The sequence below is a fragment of the Paenibacillus shenyangensis genome, assembly GCF_000346635.1.
In the GTDB taxonomy this organism is placed as follows: Bacteria; Bacillota; Bacilli; order Paenibacillales; family Paenibacillaceae; genus Saccharibacillus; species Saccharibacillus dauci.
Genome location: NZ_AOIG01000028.1, coordinates 50,855 through 74,782, shown reverse-complemented (window position 1 = coordinate 74,782; position 23,928 = coordinate 50,855). Strand labels below are relative to the sequence as shown.

Here is a 23,928-nt window from a genome sequence, read left to right as displayed (position 1 = left end):
TAGAAAGGGGTGCCATATGAAGATTATCGATGCACATGTTCATTTCTCGGAGATTGAGTCTTTTCATGAGACGGCACGCGACCTCGCTTCTATCGATTACAGCACCAAGGGACTACTGGATGAATTCACCCGGTCGAATGTGATTGCTGGTGTCGGCATGGGAGTGACGGAGACGAGCCCAGGTGCATTTCCGGATCAGACAGCTGCCAATCCGATGCTGCTCGATCTGAATGACCAAATGCCGGACAATCTGTTTACGTGCGTCGGTATTAACCCAGAGACCCTGCATCTGGAAGGACAGCTGGGTGCATTGGAACAATCTCTGCAGTCCGATTCAGTCGTTGGTATCAAACTGTATGCAGGTTATTACCACTATAATGTAGGCGATGCTATCTATGATCCGGTCTATCGACTCGCTCGTCAGTATGAACTGCCTATTGTGATTCACGGCGGATTGACCTATGCCGATAGCGGACTGCTCAAGTATTCGCATCCTCTGTCGATGGAAGAGACTTTTCTGAAGCATAGGGATATTACCTTCATGCTCTGTCATCTTGGAGATCCATGGGTGATGGATACTGCAGCCCTATTGGAAAAAAATCCAAATCTTTATGCCGATCTATCCGGTTGGATTGTAGGAGATACTACCAAAGTGCAGCGTCTAATGGGTGAACAAACCTATGTGGATCATTTCCGACGTGCGATTGTATTCGCGGAAAAGTATGATCGGCTTGTATTCGGTACGGACTGGCCGCTGGTACCGCTGGATGCCTATATCGCATTTATCAAAAACCTGATTCCCGAGAAACATTGGGAAGCAGTATTTTACCATAATGCGCTGGCTGTTTTTCCAAAAGTGAAAAAATGGGTGGAAGCCTGATCACAGAGATATGGTGAATCGGAAAAAATGAAGAGTCAAACAGGAGCGCTGCTTGTATAAGAGTCGCTCCTATTTGCTGTGGTACGAACGGGTGATTCTTTTTTCTTGCGGATTTATATGAGAATTTTGGCTTGTTATTCTGTATGGAGAATCCTTGGGTAACAAAAATGTGACAAATCTATATTTGATTGTTGGTTAAGTACTCGTTAATATAATGGACGGTACCTTACAAGATAAAATGATTCAAAACAGAGACGAGGATTACGATGAATAAAGCCAAAATTCTGATTATTGAAGATGACAAACCGATTGCTGATTTGCTTTCCTATGGACTATCCATGGAAGGGTTCCAGACCCGAACAGCAGGCAGTGGAGCAGCAGGAATGGCTGAACTGGAGTCTTTCCAGCCAGATCTGCTGCTGCTGGACTGGATGCTGCCTGACCAGAGCGGTCTGGATATTTGCAAAAAAGTAACAGCCAACTATAATCTGCCCATTATGATGATTACCGCCAAATCCGATATTACCGATAAAATACTCGGTCTTGAATTCGGAGCGGACGATTATATTACCAAGCCATTTGACCTGCGCGAAGTCGTTGCACGGATTCGTACTATTCTGCGTAGAGTCGAGCAGGCGGGCAGCCCTAATCAGGTCGAAGCTGAACCTGTTGTGATCCAATACAGGCATATCGAGATTGTCGAAGCAGAGCGGCTGGTGCAAAAGGAAGGACAGCCTGTTGAATTGACGCCAAAAGAATATGATCTGCTGCTTATGCTGATCAAGCATCCAGGCAAGACATTTACACGTGCAGAGCTGCTTGATCTGGTATGGGGTTACCATTTTGTGGGTGACACACGTACGGTAGATACGCATATCCAGCGGCTGCGCAAAAAGCTCGATGCCAACTCGCTGATTACAACTGTCTTTGGAATAGGATATAAATTTGAGAAATTGGGTGGCTGAGCATGATACGTAAAATCAGCATCAAGTTTCTAATCGGTTTTTTTCTGATTTTCTCGCTTTCGTTTGTGGTGCTTCATCAGACGGTCAAGGAGTTTATTCAGACCAGCAACCAGAATCTGGTCAGCTCCGAACTGGACGGACTCAAAAGCAACAGCAATGTCTATATCCGTCAGGCTTTTCTGATCAACCATTTCACCAGCAATGAGTTATACTTTGGAGAGATTGCCCAGGAGATTGCGAGCGATCTTAACCACACCACCGATAGCAGCGTAGGGGTATATACCGTAGAGGGCAAATTGCTCTATGCGTCAGACGAATCCCGTTTTCCTGCGCAGATGCAGAGCGATCTGCAGCAGGCGGTGAGTGGCAATACCGCCTACAGTATTACAACCGGTAATGGCAAGACTACTGTGTTATTCTCCTATCCCGTTGTTATTGACGGTTCCAAAGTAGGAATTCTTCGTTTTTACCGGGATTTCAGCTCACTGTATGAACAGACGAATCAAGTTTTGCAGGTTACCCTCTATATTGCCCTGGCGATTTTTGCAGCTGCATTTCTGTTCTCCTATATTTTGTCCCGGCATATTACGATTCCATTGACCAAGCTAACCCGCGCTTCGACCGAGGTCAAAAACGGCAATCTGGATATACGCCTGCATTTCCGGCGCAAGGACGAGATCGGCCATTTGGCTGAGAACTTCAACGACATGATCGGTCAAATCAGTAACCAGATCCATATTATAGAAAAGGATCGGGATCACCTCAAGGAGCTACATCAGCAGGAAAAGCGATTTTTCGATAATATTACCCATGAACTGAAGACGCCGTTAACGTCTATTCTCGGTTATGCGGAGTTGATCCGGCTGAACGGGGAGAAAGACCGTGCTTTTTTTGACAAAGGCATGAATCATATCATAGAGGAAAGCAGACGTCTGCATACGATGGTACTCAAGCTCCTCGAAGTCTCGCGCAATAGTAATATGCAGCACGAGCTGGAACCTGTAGATGCGGGGACGATCCTGCAGGATGTATGTGAAACTATGACTATTCGGGCTAGGCGATACAAGAAGGCTATTCAATACGAGATTGGTGAAGAACTGATCTGTCTGGCTCATAGTGACAGGATCAGACAGCTATTCATCAATCTGATCGACAATGCAATCAAGTATAGCCTTCCTTTATCCACCGTATCTGTTCAGGCACAGCGGGAAGATGAGAATATTCGCTTTGTATTCAGCAATCCAAGCGATCCAATCGAGACGGAGCATCTGTCGAGACTGTTCCAGCCATTTTATCCGGCACATCCCAACAGTCCCGAAGAAGGAAGTGTAGGACTGGGGTTAAGCATCGTCAAAGCAATCGTGGAAGAATGTGAAGGTTCCATTTTTATTACCAATGAGCATAACCATACGGTAGTTACTGTGGAATTAGCCGCCCTGGATATAGTGGAAAGTGAGAAAAAATGATGAAATACAATTCTATTAGAGCTTTTGCCGGACTGATTATTCTTATGATGTGTGTATCGGCATGCAGTGCAGAAACTCATACCGAGACGTTTGTCATGTCAAGCGGTAACGAGGTGACCAGCGTCGAACAGAGTTCCCGACCTTTTCAGATTCACAAAATCTATCGTCTTCCTGAAGCGTTGACAAATACAGTGCGATTGCTTGGCTGGTCGTCTTCCGATTCAGTTGTTGTAGCTGACAGGGATATAAGTGTATTGGATCAGGGAAATGTGAAACGCCTGGTGCGTCCCTATGAGCAAAGTAAGCCTATCTCAGGACTGCCTTATGTGAATTCTCATAGTACGCTTTCTCCAAATGGGAAATATATTTCCAGCACTTCTTCGACAACTACCAAAAGCAGATTGAAACTGATCAATCTGCAGGATGGTACAGAAAAGGAAATTGCCAGCTTTAATGCATCGGACAGCTATATACAATACATTTCCTGGTCCAATAATAGTGCATATCTCAGCTATCTTGTAGAAAGAATAAATGGTCTACAACCGGATTATTTATATATTTATGATATGAAGACTCAAACATCTAAAAAGTACGAGCTCACAAAATCCAGACAGGGAGATACACTGTTAAATGTAATGATTTCAAATGACGGCCGCAGCGTGCTGCTGCAAACGATCCGGAAAAATGAACAGCAGCGTATCACCCTGATCGCGGGGAAAGTCTCCGGCCGCAGCGTAGATATTCAGTACGAACGCGTTGTAGGTGGCGGAGAACAAACAACCTGGCTGAGTAACGATCAGTTTGTATTTCTTGGAGTCGATGGCACCCTGTACGAGTATGATCAGCGTAATGGTGAACTCTCGGTTCTACTCGAAAAAATACTCACCTTTAAATTTTCGCCAGATCGAAAAAATATTGCCTACACGACGTATGACGAGCAGACGGTTACTTACGTAGGCAAACTACAGGGAAGAAATATACTGTACAATGAAGCCGTGTATCATGGAATTCTGTTAAATGACATGTACTGGAGTCCGGATAATCAAAGTCTGCTAATTCAAGGACAAAAGCTGTTCGATCCTTCATTGAGCACATCGACAGAGTCGGTGACCAAAGAAGCTTTTGTAATTGAACTAAAATAATGAACAGGATGGTAGAGGTTCCTAGCAGATACAATAAGCCTCAGCCCTATATCGGCGTTTCGCCGGAATAGGGCTTTTTTTTTGCGCTGTTTTGCGCACTTTTGTTGGCTGCATAGCAATATGACTGGGTCTGATAACAGTCATGAAGATATCACGCTTGTGACAACTTGTTTACATGTCCGTCAAACTTCTGCGACATCTATTTCCTATAGTGAATAGAGTAAGAACATTAGCTCACCACAGACAAGGAAGGAACTACAATGAATGGGAAGCTTTATCCGAATCATGCAATGAAGCGTTATATGACTGGACTGGATGGTCTAAGAGCTATTTCTGTCCTTGCCGTGATCGCTTATCACCTTCATTTGAAATGGGCACAGGGCGGATTGCTCGGTGTAGAGATTTTCTTCGTCATCTCCGGTTATCTGATTACAGACCAGCTTCTGTACGAATGGAAAACGTTTGGCCGAATATCGCTTCCGCAGTTCTGGGTGAAGCGAATGAGAAGATTACTGCCAGCCATGCTCGGTATGCTGATGGTAGTAGCAATGTGGCTGCTCCTTACCGATCCATCCCGGCTGATATCTTTGAAGGGAGATTTTTTCACTTCCATTTTCTATATCAATAACTGGTATCTGATTTTTCATGATGTTTCCTATTTTGAAAGCTTTGGACCTCCATCGCCGATCGGTCATCTCTGGTCACTCGCGATTGAAGAGCAATTTTATATTATTTGGCCGCTGTTACTGCTGATTGGTATATTTCTGGCACCAAGACGCGGCAAACTGACACTGCTCATTCTGATCAGTGCCGCTGTATCAGCTGTAGCCATGGCTATCCTGTATGAACCCGGTAGTGATCCCAGCAGAGTCTATTACGGAACCGATACCCGGGCATTTGCTATTCTGATTGGTGCAGCGCTCGCTGTACTATGGCCAAGCAGCAAGTTGAATTCACATATTTCTTCGCCAGCCAGGAATGTTCTGGATAGCCTTGGTGTGATAGGGATTGTTCTACTGCTCATACAAATTCACCAGACCAATGAGTATGATGATGCGCTGTATCCTACTGGATTCATTTATCTCTCAATCCTAACTGCCATTGTCATCGCCGTGCTCGTTCATCCTGCTAATAGGCTAGAAAGAATTATGGGTTGCCGTCCGCTCAGTTGGATCGGCAAACGTTCCTATAGTCTGTACATCTGGCATTATCCGGTGATTATCCTATCTAGTCCCGAAGTAAATACAGAAGATGTCAGCTATACACGTATTATTCTCCAGCTGGCTGTTAGTCTCGCGATGGCAGCCATTTCCTATAAATATATTGAAGAACCGATTCGCCGCAAAACGCTGCGAGGTTATCTGTACTCTATCCGCCGATCAGGCTATGGCAGTCAGGTGAGTCTGGTCACTGCCATGATGATTACTACTGTCATTCTGGCTTCCTGGCTCATGGGCTGGCAGGGGTGGAATTCCAATTCCTCGGCTAGCGCTGTCATAGATTCGACAATAAGTAGCCAGGAAGCTGTTCAGCCACAGTCGCTGCAATATGATCCTGCGAAAGCAACGAATCAAGAAAATCCAGCAGATCCGGTTACAAAGGATTCGTCTGGCAGCGGCGAAGGCATTACAGCTATTGGAGATTCAGTAATTCTCGATGCGGCCCCTTTCCTCGAGAAAAAGCTGCCTGGCATCATTATTGACGGCAAAGTAGGTCGACAGATGACACAGGTGGATGACGTGATAGACAGCCTGAAGTCCCAAAGTAAACTCGGACAGACGCTGATTATCGAGCTGGGTACGAATGGAGTCTTTAACGAGACCCAGCTGCGATCACTGCTGACTTCACTGCAGGACACTCGTCGAATCTATCTGGTCAATACCAGAGTCCCGCGCGACTGGCAGGATCGCGTCAATGCCAGTATACAAAAAGTTGCTGACGACTTTCATAACGTACAGATAATCGATTGGTATACAGCCAGTGCGAATAAGGATCAATTCTTTTACCAGGATGGCGTTCATCTCAAGCCGGAGGGCGCAGAATATTACGCGTCTCTGTTGGCCGATACGCTGCAGCAGAACCATACCTACTAATACAAGAATGAAAAGGATGATAAACCTATGAATAAAAAGAAAAGAAACCGATTATTGGGCTTACTGATTATCATGGTAGCTGCAGGAGTGTTCGGAGTGCATTGGTACGCTCAAAAGCAGTCCACCAAGGATGGGGAAAGTCAGCATGGCATATCCGTATACCATGTCGATTCAGTCCAGCCGATTGCCCAGAAGCGTGGCGAGGCTCATGGAGGAGCTTCATCTACCTCCAGTCAGCTAACAGGCAAGGGGGTCACGATGATCGGTGATTCGGTTACTGTAGGGGTAGCTCCCTACCTCAAAGAGCAGATGCCCGACATTACTGTGGATGGCAAAGTAGGACGACAAATGTCCCAGGCAGGCAAGGTTCTTCGCGAACTGGCAAGCCAGGGTAATCTGGGCGATCGGGTCATTATTGAATTGGGGACGAATGGCCCTTTTAGTAAAGACCAACTGCGCAGTGTACTGCAGACACTATCCAATGCCAAGCAGGTACTGCTGGTCACAACCCGGGTTCCCAGAGGATGGCAGGATACAGTCAATGACACGATGGAGCAGACTGCCAGTGAGTTCAAAAATGTGCAGGTAGTCGATTGGTATGCAGCGAGTCAGGGTAAAGATCAATTCTTTTACAAGGATGGCATCCATTTAAAACCGGATGGCAGCAGATATTATACCTCACTGCTCGTTCAAGCCCTAAAGTAATAAAGACAGATAACAACCATTTACCATTATCAATAGGTCTGAAGAAAGGAAATAACCATGGAACAGAAAAAGAAGAAAAATAGAAGGGGGACATTTATCGCCCTGATCCTGATTATTATAGCAGCCAGTATCTTTTATTATTTCTTTTCGATTTATCGGGGACTGGATGGACTGAACAAAGGGGTAAATCATTCCCCATTGACCACAATCAGTGCCGCTCACGAAACACCTGTAAAAGCCCCAGAGTGGCTCGGTACCGAACCGGTCAATATCCTGCTGATGGGCGTAGATGCACGAGGAATTCAGAAAGGCGAAGTCCCCCGCTCCGACAGCATGATGGTCATTTCGATGGATCCGGTCAGGAAGCACATTCATGTATTTTCTATCCTGCGGGATACGTATACCGATATTCCGGGATATGACAAAAACCGGATCAATACTGCAATCACCCATGGTCCTGATACAGCCATGAAGGCAGCCAGTGAACTGCTCGGCATCCCTGTACAGTTTTATGTGTATACGGATTTTCAGGGATTCATCAAGCTGGTGGATGCCATAGGCGGGGTAGACTTTTATGTGGAAAAAGATATGCACTATGAAAGTGCAGCCGATCATCACGAATATGATATTAATCTCAAGCAGGGCAATCAGCATTTTGACGGCAAAACGGCGCTTCAGTATGTCCGATTCCGTCATGATGCTCTATCCGATTACTCCCGAACAGAGCGTCAACGTCAATTTACCAAGGCACTGGCAGACAAATTGAAAACAACGACCTCGATTATGAAGCTGCCTTCGATCCTGGATCAGATAAGTCCCTATATCGATACCAATCTAACCGTATCGGACATGTGGAATCTGGCTTCTGTCGGATATCAGAGCACCATGAAGGGCAGTGAACAGATTCCGCCGATGAAACTGCTAAAAGAAACCTATGTTGGCCGGGCAGCTGTACTCGATATATCGAATCGCCAGGCACTTAAGCAATTTGTACAGGATACCATCACCTCGGATAATCCGGACACTGGCAAAGATGCAAATGCATCGGCAAAATCAGAAAATCCGCTTTAATCAGCAGCTACAATCATCAAGTTGGATCTTATCGATCTGCAAACCACAGCATTTTATTATTACGATTTCAATTCCCAAGGAGACAAGGCAATGAACCGAAAATCCAAGATCCCTTTTTATTCTGCATTAACTTTATCTATTAGCGTACTTATCAGTACTTCAGCACCTTTTACTGCCATGGCTCAGCCTGTGCTGAGTACCGAGACAATTACATCAGTTACATCAGTGCAGCCGCATCAATCAACGACCGGCACTCCTACTACGGCTGATCGCCATATTCAGACACTGAAGCTGGACAAGCATACCGTATCCATGACCCAGAAGCGGGCCCTTAAAGCAATGTTCCGTCTCCCTCAAGGCGTTGATCCCAAAAAGGTCACCTGGACCTATGGCGGCAAACCGCTGTCTGAATGGAAAAAATACAAAAATGGAGAATATGAAGGCGCCCCTTTTATTACAGTATCACCGGTTCGAGTAGTAAATGGACAAGCGACAGCTACAATTACCTTTGATCTTCCCTATGATACAGAGAATCTGTCAGCACCTTTTCTGCAAAGACCTCTGTACAAGTCACTTATGGGTACATTCAGCCTCTCTGCCGCAGTAAATGGCAAAGTTATTGCCCGCACACCCGTCAAGCTGACTCCTTACGACAGTTATCATACGTATGAGGAGCTTAAACCGGAGATTGACGCTATCACTGCACAGGCTGCACGTCAGAACAACAGATATATTCACACTCTGTCCATCGACAAATCCGTAGAAGGCCGTGATATTTATATGACGATCGTAGCCAGGGACAAGGCGGTAGTGGACAAATATCAAACAATCACTCATCCAGCAATGATGAATGATCCGGCACAGCTGGAAAAAGATATCCAGTCCGGAACGTTTGGAGATTATCAAGTGCCTGTCTGGCTCAATAATATTCACCCCAATGAAGCGCCTGGAGTCGATTCGATTATGAATTATTTTAAAACAACTGCTCTGGCCAAACAGATTACTTACAAGACCAAAACATCAGATGATCAACCGAACACAGTGCAGATGAACATGGATGATGCGCTGAATCATGTGTTTTTCCTTCTTGTCTATACGGATAATCCGGATGGCAGAGTGCATCTTGAACGTACCAATGCCGCCTATTTTGATCTGAATCGGGATAATTCTTATCAGACTCAGCCGGAAACACGCAGTGTCACCGAGCAGATTGCCAAATGGTCACCGATATCCTTTCTGGATATGCATGGATTCGACAAGAACTTTCTGATCGAGCCGGCTACACCGCCGCATGATCCGAATATCGAATACGATTTGCTGATCGACCATATGGTGCAGCAGGCCAAAGACATGGGAGAAGCCGGTATCGCCAATACCAAATATGATTATTACCATATTCCATATGAAGAACACCGGAAAACGGTAGAAAACCCTGGCTATGTATCCAAAGGAACATCGTCTGGCTGGGATGATGCTTCTGCTGCCTATACTGCTGTATTTGCCATGCATCATGGTGCAATGGGACATACTCTCGAGATTCCCGAGACGAATGAAGATTCTACCAACGCACTCTATTATAGCGCGGCAGCAGCAACTTATTATGTGATGGAAAACAAACAGAATCTTTTCCTCAATCAGCTCAAAATCTATGAACGGGGGATCAACAATATAGACAGTCGCACGGTAGATCCGTATCTCGTAAATGCCAAAAACAAGATCATTGGTCGTCCGCGTCATGGTAATGATAACTTTTTCCCGGAATATTATGTGCTGCCGATCGATAAAGCATTGCAAAAGAACCCACTGGAAACATACCGGATGATCAAGTACTTCCTTCGTAACGGGGTAAAGGTAGAGCGTTCTATCGAACCGGTGACTACAGGAGGTCACACTTATCCAGCAGGATCATTCGTCGTAAATATGCATCAGGCGGAACATGGTATCGCAAATATGGTTCTGTATGATGGAGTCGATGTATCCGATTATCCTTCTGTAGCCGGCGAGATGGTACAGGACTTTCCGGATCTGCGCGGATTCAGCAGCTACTCTGTCCGGGATGTTGGAGCTTTTACAGGTAAAACATCGGCTGTAACTTCAGTATTCGTACCTGCTACGCAGTTGCCTGCTCATACTTCCTATACCGTTATACGCAATACCAATAATGATGCGATACAAGTAGTGAATCATCTGCTTGCTTCCGGTAAAAAGGTAACCATGCTAACCAGCAGCCAATCCGGGATAGAAGCCGGAGACTTTGTAGCAGCCACCGATGATCTGAAGCCGCTTATATCCAAATACTATGTGGATACAGCTGCATTCCACGGTAGCAAGCCGCAGGGCAAAGTACTCAAGCCCTCTGTCGTAGCTGCTCTTGGCGAGTCTGCTTATGTACTCAAAAATCTCGGATTCAAAGTGACCGAGAATCAGCAGAGCGCCGATGTACTGGTTAATACCTTTGACTCGGATAAGCTGGTAGCCAGCGGTAAACCTTATATTGCCTATGGCAATATGGGCATGGTGAATATAAAGGACTGGATTCCCGGATTTTCCTTTGCCGGTCCGACGTGGGAGCGATATGAGGGAGTATTCCGGACCGATATCAAGCAGGACAATCCGATTACTGCATCCTATGATGCCCAGGAATACTTGTACACCTTGTCCGGTTCCTATGTCACTACCGTACCAAAAACAGCCAAAGTACTCGCAATGATCAGCAAACAACCCGACTTTTACAAAGGGGGTTGGTGGCCCAAATATGATCAAGCCAAAGGCAAAATTCTTGCTTTTACTTATAAGGATAAAAGCAAAAATGTAACTGTATTCGCCAATGATCTGACGAGTGACGCACATCCACAGCATCAGTTCCGTCTATTGGCCAACTCTGTATTTCATGCTGCACCCGGTGCATCCGAATAAAGAGAACCTCCTAAATATAGAGAACCAGCAACCTTACTCCAGCGATCTGTTCAGGGTAAGGTTGCTTTTCTGATGACATTTGTTTAGGGGAATCGAGAAGAAGGAGATATTTCTGAGACCCTGCATCATTAACAGTTACGGTTCTCTGCTGCTTATGATATCCTGCCATACCTGACGTTTGTGACATATTGTTTACAAGTTGATCAAACTTTGGCGACATCTGCGAAGTATATTGAATGAAGAACGCACATCACGTCTGTAGATACAGGATGAGGATGCGATTAATGAAGTTGGAATGGAATGAGGAGGAGTTCAAGTTGTTAAGCAGTATTCAGCGGACAGACAGGTCCGTCAGAAAATATGTAGAAAAAGTTGACCCATCTGGTGCAGAATCAGTCAATGGGGAGCAATCCAGAGGAGATATGGTGACGAATCAACCGAATGAAGTAGTCGGAGATAGCGCGACACCAATACAATCACGTTCTCGTAGCACAACCGCAATATCCAGACGAAAAGGAGGTGGACGCTTGATCGCTCTGGATGCAGCTCGTGGTCTGGCTGTACTCGGTATGTATTTGCAGCATTTCGGTTCCAATTTGACGATCTCGTCTATTGTAGCAGGTAACACGACACTGCTGTTTGTATTGTGCGGAGGAATATCCTATTCCATCATGGCTCAGCGTATGATGGAAAGAGGATCGGAGCCGATAGCGTTCCGTGCACGCATGATTGCTCGTGCAGTATTCGTGGACATCATCGGCTATCTTCTGATTATGCTCAATACCTCGTACGGAATCATATTACCCGCTTATGCCGCTTTGTTTGTACTGGCGTTATTATTGGTTCGGCGCTCGACACGTACCATCGCAACGACCGCAGTAGTTTTGCTCTTTTTGGCACCGCCATTGATGCTGTTCGGGTCGAGCATGTTAAAGGATAGTTATCTGCTAAGTGATATCGCCGGTGGTCCGATGTCCGCATTGGCACTGGCACCTGTTTTTGTCGCAGGAATGGCTATTGGGCGTATCGATCTGACGCGTATTCGTACAGGAGTATCGCTTACTGTTGGAGGTATCGTCATGCTGGTCACAGGCAAGCTGCTGGGTAACCTGGTAGTACCGGGATGGAGCGCCCGCTGAGAACAGTGGCTGATCAGCGTTATTGATTATTCTGCTGCACCACCTGATGAATATGCGATCTGGCCGCTGAATACGACGCCTGCACTATGGAACATGCTGTTCACGACTGCGCCACATACTGCATCGACTTTCCAGACGTGGATTGGACTCGGTATGGCATTTATTGCGCTCGGTGCGTCATGTCTTATAGCCCACAAATTATCTGCTGTATTGATTCCGTTTGCTGCTGTAGGACGTGTAGCGTTAACCATGTACGCATTACAGTTTGTCATCGTATGGATCTTGAGCTTGTTGAATATAGATTACAGTATGGAAAATGTGCCTTTCCATGACCTTGTCGTTGTACTGATGGGGCTATTGATAGGTTGGCTGTTCTCCCGGATGTCTTCGGGTCCGCTTGAGAATCTGATGCGTCGGTTTGATGGATTGTTCAGTTCCGCCAAGCCGGTGACGACACCTGTAAAGTAAGGATTCAGCTGTCTGCAAAGGGAGCAACCAGCTGCTGATAATGAAATATTCAAAAGAGAACTCTTTATGATAAAAGAGTTCTCTTTTTGTGTACAATAGTCATAAAAGAAGAAGAGTGTACGGCATAATTCATACTATTTTACAACAAAGGAGTATATATGATTATAGTACAGGCGATTTTGGCAGGAGCCGCTATTATTCTTGTTGCGAGTTTTGTTCAGGGATTGACCAGTTTTGGATTTGCACTGATTGCACTGCCGCTGCTCAGCCTGTTTATGCCGATTCAGCGCGCAGTGCCAATCATTGTTATTTTGAGTATGTTGATTTGTCTCTCCGTATTCCTGTCGATTCGCCGCGATGCCAATATCCGCAAAATTGCTTTGTTGATTATAGCAAGTGTGATTACAGCGCCGCTGGGTACTTTATTTCTGATTATTATAAGTGGTAGTACGCTCAAGATCATCACAGGTATACTGATCACTGTTTTTGCTATTTTTCTGATCAGCGGTCGTTCTTTTCCTATTGCCAATGAGAAAGCGGCCTACATCTCTGCTGGAGCGATTAGCGGCGTTCTCAATGGAAGTATATCGGTCAGTGGCCCGCCAATGGCATTGATGTTATCGAACCAGGGCATGTCGAAGCAGATGTTCCGGGCGAACCTGGCTCTGGTAGGAGTGATTCTGAATGCCGTGACTACCGTTACTTTTGCCTACAGTGGACTGATCGATCGGGAGCTTAGTCTGTATCTGGTCTGGATGCTGCCGGTCATGTTTATTGGGACCTGGATCGGAGCCAAAGCAGTTCGACATTTAAATGAACAAAAATTCAAAAAGTATTCGCTGGGTTTGATTATACTCTCGGGTATCTGGACATTGCTCACAGGTCTGGGAGTGTTCTAATCGTCATTTTCTTTTACTGTATGTATGAAGTCATATCATTTGTGCGGAATATTATTTCTGCTTATTTTACACAAACTACAAATTACTATATGTTTAATATGGTAAAATAAGTTAAATTCGGTTTACTTCTCTGCTGCTCCCACATCCGGAAACCGGAATTTCTCAATTGTAGAGGGAGGTTAATTATGAAGGGTATAAACAGGTTTTTGTTTATCGCTTTATTATTGGTGCTGTCATTGTCCGGAAGTGGAACGGTCGGAGCAGAGGGAACAGGTACAGAGCGAGGTGTGTCTCCACAGGCAGGCATGGGAATTATTTATGAATACTATGAGCTTCAGCCAGGTGACTTGCAGTTTGCTGCAGACGTATACGCAGTTGCTGGTGCATGGGTATATATTGAAGTGCAACAGCCCGAGAAAGCCAGAACTGTCATCTCCTATGAGCGATATAGCCAGCAAAAAGGAGAATGGATACCTGTGCATGTAGACATTGTGGAAAATGGTGAACGAGGAAGCAGTGTTAATTTTCAGTCAGAAGAGGGCGTGGAGGGTCTATCTGAATATCGGGTAGCCATTTCGACAGATTCCCAGGCGTATATCAATATAGAAGGAACCTATCAGGCGAACGAAGGATAACGAAGTATTCAATAATTATAAAAGCGAAGCCCCAGAACCTTTGTGTAAAGGTCTTGGGGCTTCTTTTTATAAAGTGAATCTATCGATATAACTACTGATTCTTCATACATATTGTACTTGGAAATTGGAAAACGTCGCCGTTGAACCTATTCCTGACGCATACAAGCCGATAACCACACCTGTAAATCCGCCTGCTACTTCGGAAGAAAGATACTTCGTCTGCACGCTGCCCAGTGGAATCTCGCGATTTTCTATACGAGCGAAGAAGTTATACCGTTCACGTTCTGCCCGGATGATGAGTGTCACTGGTTGATTGTCATTCGGTGCAAAAGCTGCTTCATTCGGTATAGAGGGAATACTCCCAATTGTGAGTTGCTGGATGACCCTGTATCTCGAATCATCTCTATACACACTCAAATCATAATGATGCTGCTCATCCATATAGAGGGTGATTCCTCCCTGTCCGGCGTGAACCTGCAAGTCACACGAGATCTCTGCATCAAAATCCTTTTGCCGGATACCGATAAAAGCAGGCGAACCCGCCTCGTTCAGCGTAGTTTCATTCCCATGGAGCAAGAGTCTATTCGGCTCCAATGTATAATTGGCGAGCGAAGGGTGGCGAAGATAACACCAGTCAATATTCCAATCGGTATTATCAAAGGTATACAGCTTCTGTTCCGCTTGGATCAGACTATCCGGAAGACGATCACTTTCAAATGTCATCAAAGTCGTACCTTCATGACCTGCCGTAAACCAACCCTCTTCATCAAAAGTGACCGGAGTCAAAAACACCTCGCGACCCAAGTGATGGTAAGTCTGCCAGCGCCCAATCTGTCTGAATGCCAGATGCAGCAGCCACCAGTTCCCTTGATGATCTTCGATCAGATCCGCATGGCCCACACCTTGCAGCTCATAACCACCCAGATTCCGATTGGTCAGTACCGGATTGAGTGGATAAGCTTCAAAGGGTCCGTTTACCGAGTGACTACGGGCGTATGTCTCCATATGTCCATACTCGGTGCCACCTTCTGCAGCGAGCAGGTAATAGCGGCCATTAATTTTGTACATATGCGGACTCTCAAGATACCGCCCGCCGGATCCCTGCCAGATCGTACGACTTGGCGTCAACTTGTGCCCCGATGCAATATCAATCTGGCACTGCACAATGCCAGGGATACCCTCATCATCTTCGCCGTTACTCATGAAATACACACGATCTTCTTCGAAATAAAGGTCGGGATCGATTCCGCCCTGATCTACAAATACCGGCTCCGACCATTCGCCGTAAATATCATCGGTCCATATATAAAAATTCTGTCTGGTTGTGTCATTGGTCGTTGTTACATAAAAGAGCCCTTGATAATGACGGATTGTAGGCGCGAACACACCACCCGAGCTACTTACCTGTTCCAGCTGAACCTGAGTAGGACGGGTCAGGCAATGTCCAATTTGCTGCCAATTAATCAGGTCTTTACTCTCGAACAACGGAATACCCGGAAAGTACTGAAATGAACTGCAGACGAGATAATAGGTATCGTCCACCTTGCATACACTTGGATCAGGGTAAAATCCTTTGATAACCGGATTGTTGTACCGCATGCTGTCACCTCATTGTATTTAGCTGTCTAATCATTGAGAAGTATAGTTGTCAGATAAAATCATTCAAAGGCTGCAGCCTCTATCATTAAACACCAGCAGCAGATCACTTTCAATACATCAAGCGTTGCTTCATTAACCAAATTGAGTTAAATTCATATAAATGTGAATTCATTGCTTGAGCTGAAGGAGAATATATCCATGCTAAAAACGGATGGCCAATCGCAATATCTACCTGTATATGAAGCACTGGCAAGCGAGGTGAGATGGAAGATCATGGAGTTCCTCGTGAGCGGTGAGAAAAGCGTCAAAGAGATCGCCGCCATGCTGCAGCTCAGTCCATCTATAGTAACTATGCATGTACGCAAATTAGAGGCAGCAGGAATAATCAGTAGTCGCAGGGTACGAAGAGAGGGAGGTACCCATAAACTGTGCTTTCTTGTACAGGATAGTATTCAGATTACACTGCCTTCCTCTTCACGCTTGAATGGCGTCACGGAGCATCATATTCCGGTAGGTCATTATGTCGGTTGTGAAGTGTATCCAACCTGTGGAATCGGTACATTGGAAAAAGAATTGGGGGTATGGGATGATCCGGGTTATTTTCATGATCCCGAGCGTGTGCAGGCTGCTATTCTCTGGTTCGCCAAAGGGTATGTGGAATACAAACTGCGCAATCCACTGAAGCAGGAACAGATTGCGGAGCGGATCGAGATCTCGATGGAAATCGCTTCGGAAGCACCAGGGCTGAGAGATGCCTGGCTATCGGATATCACTTTTACATTCAATGGTACTCGGCTCGGTACATGGACCAGCCCGGCGGATTTCGGCAGAGCGGCACGCGGCAAATATACTCCAGAGTGGTGGCATCGGAATCTGAATCAGTACGGTCTGCTCAAGACAATTCGTATGGATAAATCGGGAACTTATATGGATGAAAAACGGATGTCGGATATAACGATCGCTGATCTGAATTTGCAGGAATCTTATTGGACATTACGCTTTGCTGTGGAAGAGGATGCAGCTCATGTAGGTGGTCTCACTCTGTACGGCGCGGGATTTGGTAACCATGATCAGGATATTGCGGTACGCGCTTATTATGTATAAGGAGGGCTGAATATGAAGCTGGCGAATGACGTGATGGTTCATTCAATCGCGTTGAGCTTTTGGGGCCAAGCAACGGATGGGATTATTCCAATACTGGGCAAAACGATAACGAAATAGACGATGATTCAACATTGATCACTTTAATTGATTGTAGTCCAGGGCATATTAAAGAGCGTACTGAATTCGCGAAGTATCGCTTACAGTATGCAGATGATTTACTGGAAGAGATGTAGAGAGTGAGAAGATACTACGGAAAGAACCCCTTTTCTTTGCAAAATAGCTAATCTAGAATCTATAGAATATTCGCTCTAAAAAACAGCGTATAATATAAATTATACGCTGTTTTTATTTTAAGGGCTTATTTTACTGATATACGAGCACTTATGCACCTTCTAAATAACTATATTAATCAATAAATGTATATTATATCCAAACGTAATCACTCGTACTTACTTCTTGGATTTTTTATCATCAAGAGGAATTTCCGGAATTCTTACTGCCGATATTTTGCCGGCTGTCTGAATAAGAAAATGGGTTTCGGCGTCTAGGGTCGTATTGAAGAAATTCGATTCAAAAATAGAGACACCGAGCTGCTGACCATTTTGCCGATTCAGAAAATATACATGCTCGTCCATGAGAGCAACTGCCAATACATTTCCGCTACAATTAACCTGGTAGATCGGTGTGTAGAAACTATACGATGCTACTGGTTTGGAACCGGAAAGTGTACCTAAAGGAATACGGAACAATCCCCATTGACGATCTTCATAACTGATGGTGCGTATAACGTAAAAATCTCCATCATAATAATCAACAGAAGCGCCCCAACCGGACCAAGCTTCCTTATCGATGAGATATCCAAAAGTCTGAACCACTTTACCGGTCTGCAGATCGATTTTGTCTATGTTGACTGTGTAACCGGGAGTTTCTTCGGTTTTGTATTTTTGACTATATACATACCCATCCTGGACGGTGATTGCTTTATTATATCGAGCTGCTGTTTTCCAGAGAAGCCGACCTGTGCGACTGTCATATGCATAAAAAGGATTACCGCGCTGCCAGTTAGGGCGATCCGGCATAGCCAGAATGACTGTATTACCACTTTGTTCCACCCGGTAACCTGCATTAGACGTTTTACTGTCCTGCCATTTCAATTTCCCGCTGACACGGTCAAAAGCACTTAATGTATGCGAGTCGCTAGTAATAACGAGATTCCCTTGTACAAGAACGTTTACTGGCACAGGGTTCTTTTTCGTTTCAGGATGAGGGATCGTCGATTTCCACAATACTTTACCGGTTTTCTGATCTAGCTTGTATAGCAGATTCTGCTTATTGATCACATACAGCGCGGTCGTATCCGCTACCGGAGGGGCAGCCATAGTGACCGGAACCGTCCATTTTGTTTTCCCGCTTGTTACTTCAGCAGCGGCAATTTGCTCTTTTAATTTGTAGTACACGCGTCCATTTGCATAGGTACTTATTTCTGCATCAAAACCATATTGAGGTTTGCGAATTGTTTTCTCCCAGTCTGGAGTTAATTGTTGAAAGGTAGAACCCGTTGGTGCTGGATCACCGAGTTGATCTGCAGCATACGCAGGCGTTCCGTGAGCATAAATGAACGGCACCGCCCCTATTGTCAACGCAAACAGGAGTGGAAGAGATATTTTCTGTAAAGTTGTGAATTTGTTTTTCATCTAAGTACTCCTTAAAGATAAATTTGGTATAAATATATAGACGTTACAAGCTTATATTTTGTTCTGGCAAACACAATTCAAATTAGTTTACATAATTATTGTTACGTAACCAAAATTAGAAATACATTAGAATGACCCATTATTTGTTTTCAATTGTAAGAAAGAAAAATATATGTGCCACCATGCTTTATATACTAATTTATTGTAAATACCGAACACTTTGGCTTTTAAAAGCATATATATACAAAAAGGAGGATGAACCGTTGAATGAGTCTCTATCTCAAGAGCAAGCGCAGCATTTATTTGAAGAGCATTCTCACTACATATTCCGTATTGCTTTGGTTATGACCCGCTCCCGTATATTAGCCGACGATATGACGCAGGAAGTTTTTATTCAGCTATTTCGCAAATATCATCTATATAATAACGACCAGCCTATCCGTCCATGGATTGCGCGAATAACAGTAAATTTGATTCGTGGCTATTATCGTAAAAGGAAGTGGCAGGTGCTATTAGGTCGATTACCTGAACAAACAGGAGAAGACTATACCGACCAGATCATTTTGCAAAAGGAAAGAGGACATATGTTATGGACGGCCGTCTCGCGGCTCTCTCTCAAACAACGTGAAGTCATTGTACTTCATTATTATGCCGAATTATCACTGGTCGAAGCTGCGGAAGCTCTCCATATCTCTCCCGGTACTTGCAAATCCAGACTTCACGCCGGTCTGTGTAAACTAAGAAAATGTCATGAATTAAGAGAATTGGCCTTGGACGAAGAAATACTTTACTCCAATAAAAACAGCTCTACAAAACCTGTTATAAAGGAGGATCGATCATGAATCACCCAAGACATGATAAGCTCTCCAATCGGGAATTAGAGGAATTAGAAGCAAGTATTCAGAGCGAGATCACCTCATCCGAACAGGAATGGAAAACATCGCTTTCTTTTGAACGGATCTGGTCAGAATATCATACTTCCAACTCCAAAAAGGAAGCTCGATATGCCAAGCTCAGGAATCGCCCTAAATGGCAAATCGCTATTCTATGTACACTTATACTTGGTGTGGGAGTACTATTCACAGCCGCATTATTCCCTTCGATTGGTGAAGCGTTACGCAGTATATCCTTTGTTAACCGCTTATATCAGAGTGGTTTGACGAATCCGGAATATCAACGTATTGAACAGAAGCAGCTTGCCGATTCCCTCAATGATTCCGTGACAGACCAGGGGATTTCTTTGACGGTAAATGATGTGTTTTATGATGGGGTCAATATCCTGATTAGCTATGAAGTGATCGACAAGGAAGGCAAGCAGCGGATCAAGGGAAGTAATCCGGGGCCGTGGTTGGACTATGACTTTCATGGAGCCAATCGTAATGGAGCGATGACCGAACCTACAAATACATTGATTGATTCGAATCACCTCGAAGGTGTGGCTATCATCAGTTTTATTGATGACAGTCTTCCCGATAAGATGAATGTTACTCTTTTCTGTGAGCGGATCACGGATGTGAGAGGGGATTGGAAGTTAACGATCCCTATTTCTCTGCAAAAAAGTAAACCTTACACCCAGACCATGTATCCTGATCTACCTTTTACAATGAATGGACGTACACTAAAAGTGAAAAAATTAATACTGGGTCCCGTATCCAATCAGATTACTATTACAGGAGATTCGCTGTCTTCTTACTGGGAACCTATGATTCAAGTAATGGATGACCAGGGCCATGTATTGGCACCAGCAGGTGGGGGAGGATCATCGGGAGAAATAATTAGAGGATTTGACCCTTTTACACTTCAGAATCCTCATCCCAAATATATAAAAATTATATTCAACGACCCACCGAAAATAGCTTCTGATGGGACATCTGATGCCATATCTCCCAAACGAAAAAGCACTACCATCAAAATACCACTTCATTGGGAGCAAAAGGGGCAGTTGGTCGCAGAGCAAAAGCAGAAAGATCGTTAAAACAAACCAAAGGAACCCTATGTTATTAGATTGTCCTTCCATACTATACTTTTTGCATCATACAGATGTTATCTTGCCAGCAAATCAATTATCGATTTGCTGGCTATTATTTTACTATGATAAAATTTTCTCTTTTATTATTCACATAATTATTATTATGTAAACTAAAATGATTTCGCATTCTTAATCTGTATTTTATTTCACTACACTCTCTATTATTTTATTACCATTTCACTGCTTCATATAAAATAAATCTTGCCGATTACGATATCATTCGCTAAAATAAGATCAATTATACGTCACCCATATCAAAGCTATGAATAGAAGGAGTAACTTAGCAGAATTGTCCAAGCGAGCCGGCGATTGGTGAGAGGTCCGGTACATGGAAGCTGAGTGAATGGGTCTATTCGCTTCAATCCGAACACGATCCCAGATGGTTAGTAGGCGTTGACGGCATCCCTCCGTTATCTCGGGGAGACCTGTTAGTCGTTGTGACAGGATAGAGAGCGGCCATATGGCCGTATTCGGGTGGTACCGCGGAGAATCAAGCACTTCGTCCCTTGTTGATAGGGATGAAGTGCTTTTTGGCGTTCCGGGCGCTTGTTACAGGAGACGAATAATATTCATGAAGGAGGAATTGGAATGAAACGGATTTTGTCAGGCATCAAACCCAGCGGTGATTTGAATATTGGAGGTTATGGAGGAGCACTGAGTCAGTTTGTAAAGTATCAGCATGAATACGAGAGCTATTTCTTTATACCCGATCTGCATGCTGTTACGGTATATCAGGATCCGCGAGAACTGCACGAACGATCCAGGGAGATCGCGGCTTATTACATCGCTGCCGGTATTGATCATGATAAATCACCTATTTTCCTGCAATCCCAGGTAAGTGCTCATGCCCAGATGGGATGGTTGATGGAGACGCAGGCACACTATGGGGAACTCGGCAGAATGACCCAATTCAAAGAAAAGACAGACAGCCAGGATAGCGTCAGTTCTGCGTTATTTACCTATCCAGCGCTTATGGCAGCTGATATCCTGTTATATCAAGCGACCCATGTACCTGTCGGAGATGATCAGAAGCAGCATCTGGAGCTAACCCGCGACTTGGCTCAGCGGTTCAACAACCGATATGGGCATACATTTACTCTGCCTGAACCTATTATTACCGAGATCGGCAGCCGTATTATGAGTCTGGATGATCCTTCTCGCAAAATGAGTAAAAGCAATCCCAACCAGAATAGCTACATTCTGTTGCAAGATTCACCCGAAAGTATCCGCAAAAAACTAGCCCGCGCAGTTACCGATTCGGAAGGACTGGTACGCTACGACTGGGAACAAAAGCCGGCAATCAGTAATCTGATCGAGATCTATGCTGTCTTCTCGGGTGAACCGGTAGAAGAGATTGAACAACGCTACACAGGGCAGGGATACGGTGTATTCAAAAAGGAATTAACTGAAGTGGTTGTAGCGAAGCTGGTACCCATTCAACAGCGTTTCTCGGAGATTATCGGCAGCAGTGAGCTGGATCAGATATTGCGACGCGGAGCAGAGCAAGCTTCGATGATAGCCGACAAGACTTTGCGTCAGGCTGCAAAAGCAATGGGATTCATAGTCAGCCATGAACAGTAGCACGTGTAGTTCCTATCATTCCGGGCTATCAGTTGCCTGAATTACGGGTAAGAAGTAAGAACGACTGCTTTTGTTCCTGTAACAGAGCAGCAATACTATAGCAACGAGATGAGATAGGGAGGAATAGATTATGGGTTTTAATCTTGATAATTTGAAAGGTCTGCTTAACAATAAAGGAGACGGTAACAATAATGGTTCATCGGGTGGAATCATGGACATGATCAGCAAGCTTCCACTGGACCAGATTATTCAGAAGCTTCCGCTCGACAAACTGCTGACTCCGGAATTCATGCAAAAACATACACCGTTTCAATCGATAGGCGAGCTGCTGCAAAAAACAGGGTTGGGCTCAAATACTGACTCACCAGAGAAAGTGAAAGAGCTGCCTACCGACCAGGTCGATAGCCAGGTTAGCCAGAATACGCAGTTTGGTTCCTTGCAGCAGATGCTGCAAAAAGCAGCCGAATTCTATGCCGCCCGCAAAGGTGGACAATAATTTCATAATTCCAGAAATCACTTGCTTTTAGCATCGAATTTATTATCTGATCTATAAAAAACACAGAATTGTAAAAGGCGGCTGTCTCTTTATAGAGGCAGCCGCCTTACTGTGTACCGAAGAACTCCGGAATATTTCCTTATACCTAGTCGATCTATTTTGTGATTACAATCAATATTAATTAGGAAACTGGGTGTGACCAGCTACAATATAAGCGTTGGAAGTACCGCTTTCCGGAAGTGCAGGAATCGTATCTGTTACTACTTTACCGCGGATATCGGTAATACGTACCTGAAGCGTCTTGTTTCCCAATTGTTCACCGACAAAATGATTGTAATCCATCTTCGGCAGGCTTACCCAGCTGCCATTTTTTTGCACTTCCAGCTTTATAACCGGGTATTTATGGTTTCTGACCTGAATAGCTGCCCACCAGCGTGAACTGCCTTCTTTAATGCGATAGCTAAAGTTGCCACTAATCGGCGCTTTGACCACTTTCCACTGAATATCTACTTTACCTTTGCTTACTTCTCCGATTTTGGCAAAAGCGTTGGGAGACAGATCTAGTGCACCGCTGGCACCATCCGGATACAGATCAGTGACATAGACGACCGTTTTCCCTTTGGGACCTTGTACTTCCAGATAGGCACCGGCAAGTGCTGCTTTGACACCGCCATAATTCATTTGTGCCGGATTGAGTGCAGTAATTTCCATATTGGCAGGAATCGGATCAAGCAGCACAGCTCCGCCTGAATAACCGGAACCGGTATAAGTCGCATAGCCTTTATATGTATCATTCCAGGCAGCTGATGCTGGCAGAGCGAACCATACCAGACTTAGGGTGGCAATCATGCCGAGTATACTCCATTTGCGGGTGACCGACCATTTTATCAATATAATCCCTCCAGATCCATAGAATAAGGTAAGCTGTCTTATTCTCGTTGTCATGAACTTAATATGATTCACAAAAATATAGTTCGCTTCTATAAGTGGACAGCTACCGTTAACAATGTACTACATATTCACTTTAAAAACAATAAATGCCTATT

General features: G+C 44.7%; 18 protein-coding genes, 1 pseudogene and 1 other annotated feature. Of the genes and pseudogenes, 16 read left to right on the top strand and 3 right to left on the bottom strand.

The window, feature by feature from the left end:
* The first annotated feature begins 16 nt into the window (after positions 1 to 16).
* The 11 genes and pseudogenes from H065_RS0121190 (at position 17) to H065_RS0121140 (ending at position 14,379) form a co-directional block, all read left to right on the top strand.
* On the top strand, positions 17 to 880 hold the full coding sequence (locus tag H065_RS0121190) for an amidohydrolase family protein (protein ID WP_017815100.1): 864 nt from the start codon (positions 17 to 19) through the stop codon (positions 878 to 880).
* Positions 881 to 1,146: 266 nt separating this feature from the next.
* Positions 1,147 to 1,845 (top strand): response regulator transcription factor, encoded by a 699-nt coding sequence (locus H065_RS0121185; RefSeq protein ID WP_017815099.1) that lies wholly within the window; start codon positions 1,147 to 1,149, stop codon positions 1,843 to 1,845.
* Positions 1,846 to 1,847: 2 nt separating this feature from the next.
* Positions 1,848 to 3,311, top strand: a complete 1,464-nt coding sequence (locus H065_RS0121180; protein WP_017815098.1) for a HAMP domain-containing sensor histidine kinase — start codon at positions 1,848 to 1,850, stop codon at positions 3,309 to 3,311.
* Entirely contained in the window at positions 3,308 to 4,453 is a 1,146-nt protein-coding gene (locus H065_RS0121175) for a hypothetical protein (RefSeq protein ID WP_017815097.1), read from the top strand. Before H065_RS0121180 ends, H065_RS0121175 begins: the two co-directional genes overlap by 4 nt.
* 260 nt (positions 4,454 to 4,713) lie before the next feature.
* A complete protein-coding gene (locus H065_RS0121170; protein WP_017815096.1) occupies positions 4,714 to 6,546 on the top strand; it encodes an acyltransferase family protein in 1,833 nt (610 codons plus the stop codon).
* 27 nt (positions 6,547 to 6,573) lie between these two features.
* Positions 6,574 to 7,251 (top strand): SGNH/GDSL hydrolase family protein, encoded by a 678-nt coding sequence (locus H065_RS0121165; RefSeq protein ID WP_017815095.1) that lies wholly within the window; start codon positions 6,574 to 6,576, stop codon positions 7,249 to 7,251.
* A gap of 57 nt (positions 7,252 to 7,308) precedes the next feature.
* Positions 7,309 to 8,322 (top strand): LCP family protein, encoded by a 1,014-nt coding sequence (locus tag H065_RS0121160; RefSeq protein WP_017815094.1) that lies wholly within the window; start codon positions 7,309 to 7,311, stop codon positions 8,320 to 8,322.
* A gap of 90 nt (positions 8,323 to 8,412) precedes the next feature.
* Positions 8,413 to 11,238, top strand: coding sequence for a M14 family metallopeptidase (locus H065_RS0121155; RefSeq protein WP_017815093.1), 2,826 nt, complete (start codon positions 8,413 to 8,415; stop codon positions 11,236 to 11,238).
* A 284-nt stretch (positions 11,239 to 11,522) separates the two neighbouring features.
* Positions 11,523 to 12,845 (top strand): annotated as a pseudogene (locus H065_RS26530) (DUF418 domain-containing protein).
* Between the two features lie 158 nt (positions 12,846 to 13,003).
* Positions 13,004 to 13,744: a sulfite exporter TauE/SafE family protein gene (locus tag H065_RS0121145; protein ID WP_017815090.1), complete on the top strand. Its 741-nt coding sequence runs from the start codon at positions 13,004 to 13,006 to the stop codon at positions 13,742 to 13,744.
* Positions 13,745 to 13,929: 185 nt separating this feature from the next.
* The gene (locus tag H065_RS0121140; protein WP_017815089.1) at positions 13,930 to 14,379 is read left to right on the top strand and encodes a hypothetical protein; all 450 of its coding nucleotides are present in this window, start codon (positions 13,930 to 13,932) and stop codon (positions 14,377 to 14,379) included.
* A 102-nt stretch (positions 14,380 to 14,481) separates the two neighbouring features.
* On the opposite strand, the gene H065_RS0121135 is transcribed toward H065_RS0121140, so the two are convergent.
* Positions 14,482 to 15,978 carry a glycoside hydrolase family 43 protein gene (locus H065_RS0121135; RefSeq protein ID WP_017815088.1) on the bottom strand — a complete coding sequence of 499 codons (1,497 nt, stop codon included), beginning with the start codon at positions 15,976 to 15,978 and terminating at the stop codon, positions 14,482 to 14,484.
* A gap of 198 nt (positions 15,979 to 16,176) precedes the next feature.
* On the opposite strand from H065_RS0121135, the gene H065_RS0121130 reads away from it, so the two are divergent.
* Complete coding sequence (locus tag H065_RS0121130) at positions 16,177 to 17,082, top strand: ArsR/SmtB family transcription factor (RefSeq protein WP_017815087.1); 906 nt, start codon at positions 16,177 to 16,179, stop codon at positions 17,080 to 17,082.
* 449 nt (positions 17,083 to 17,531) lie between these two features.
* Here the strand turns inward: H065_RS0121130 and H065_RS0121120 are convergent, their stop codons facing one another.
* A complete protein-coding gene (locus H065_RS0121120) occupies positions 17,532 to 18,776 on the bottom strand; it encodes an outer membrane protein assembly factor BamB family protein (protein WP_017815085.1) in 1,245 nt (414 codons plus the stop codon).
* A 263-nt stretch (positions 18,777 to 19,039) separates the two neighbouring features.
* Here H065_RS0121120 and H065_RS0121115 point away from each other — a divergent pair, with 263 nt between their 5' ends.
* The 4 genes from H065_RS0121115 (at position 19,040) to H065_RS0121100 (ending at position 22,882) form a co-directional block, all read left to right on the top strand.
* Complete coding sequence (locus H065_RS0121115) at positions 19,040 to 19,618, top strand: RNA polymerase sigma factor (RefSeq protein WP_017815084.1); 579 nt, start codon at positions 19,040 to 19,042, stop codon at positions 19,616 to 19,618.
* A complete protein-coding gene (locus H065_RS0121110; RefSeq protein WP_017815083.1) occupies positions 19,615 to 20,751 on the top strand; it encodes a DUF4179 domain-containing protein in 1,137 nt (378 codons plus the stop codon). The genes H065_RS0121115 and H065_RS0121110 overlap by 4 nt, the downstream gene beginning before the upstream one ends.
* 307 nt (positions 20,752 to 21,058) lie before the next feature.
* Positions 21,059 to 21,315: a binding site (T-box leader), on the top strand.
* A 78-nt stretch (positions 21,316 to 21,393) separates the two neighbouring features.
* Entirely contained in the window at positions 21,394 to 22,386 is a 993-nt protein-coding gene (gene trpS, locus H065_RS0121105; RefSeq protein WP_017815082.1) for a tryptophan--tRNA ligase, read from the top strand.
* 130 nt (positions 22,387 to 22,516) lie between these two features.
* Entirely contained in the window at positions 22,517 to 22,882 is a 366-nt protein-coding gene (locus H065_RS0121100) for a hypothetical protein (RefSeq protein WP_017815081.1), read from the top strand.
* Positions 22,883 to 23,059: 177 nt separating this feature from the next.
* Here the strand turns inward: H065_RS0121100 and exlX are convergent, their stop codons facing one another.
* Positions 23,060 to 23,731 (bottom strand): expansin ExlX, encoded by a 672-nt coding sequence (gene exlX, locus H065_RS0121095; RefSeq protein ID WP_017815080.1) that lies wholly within the window; start codon positions 23,729 to 23,731, stop codon positions 23,060 to 23,062.
* Positions 23,732 to 23,928: the final 197 nt, after the last annotated feature.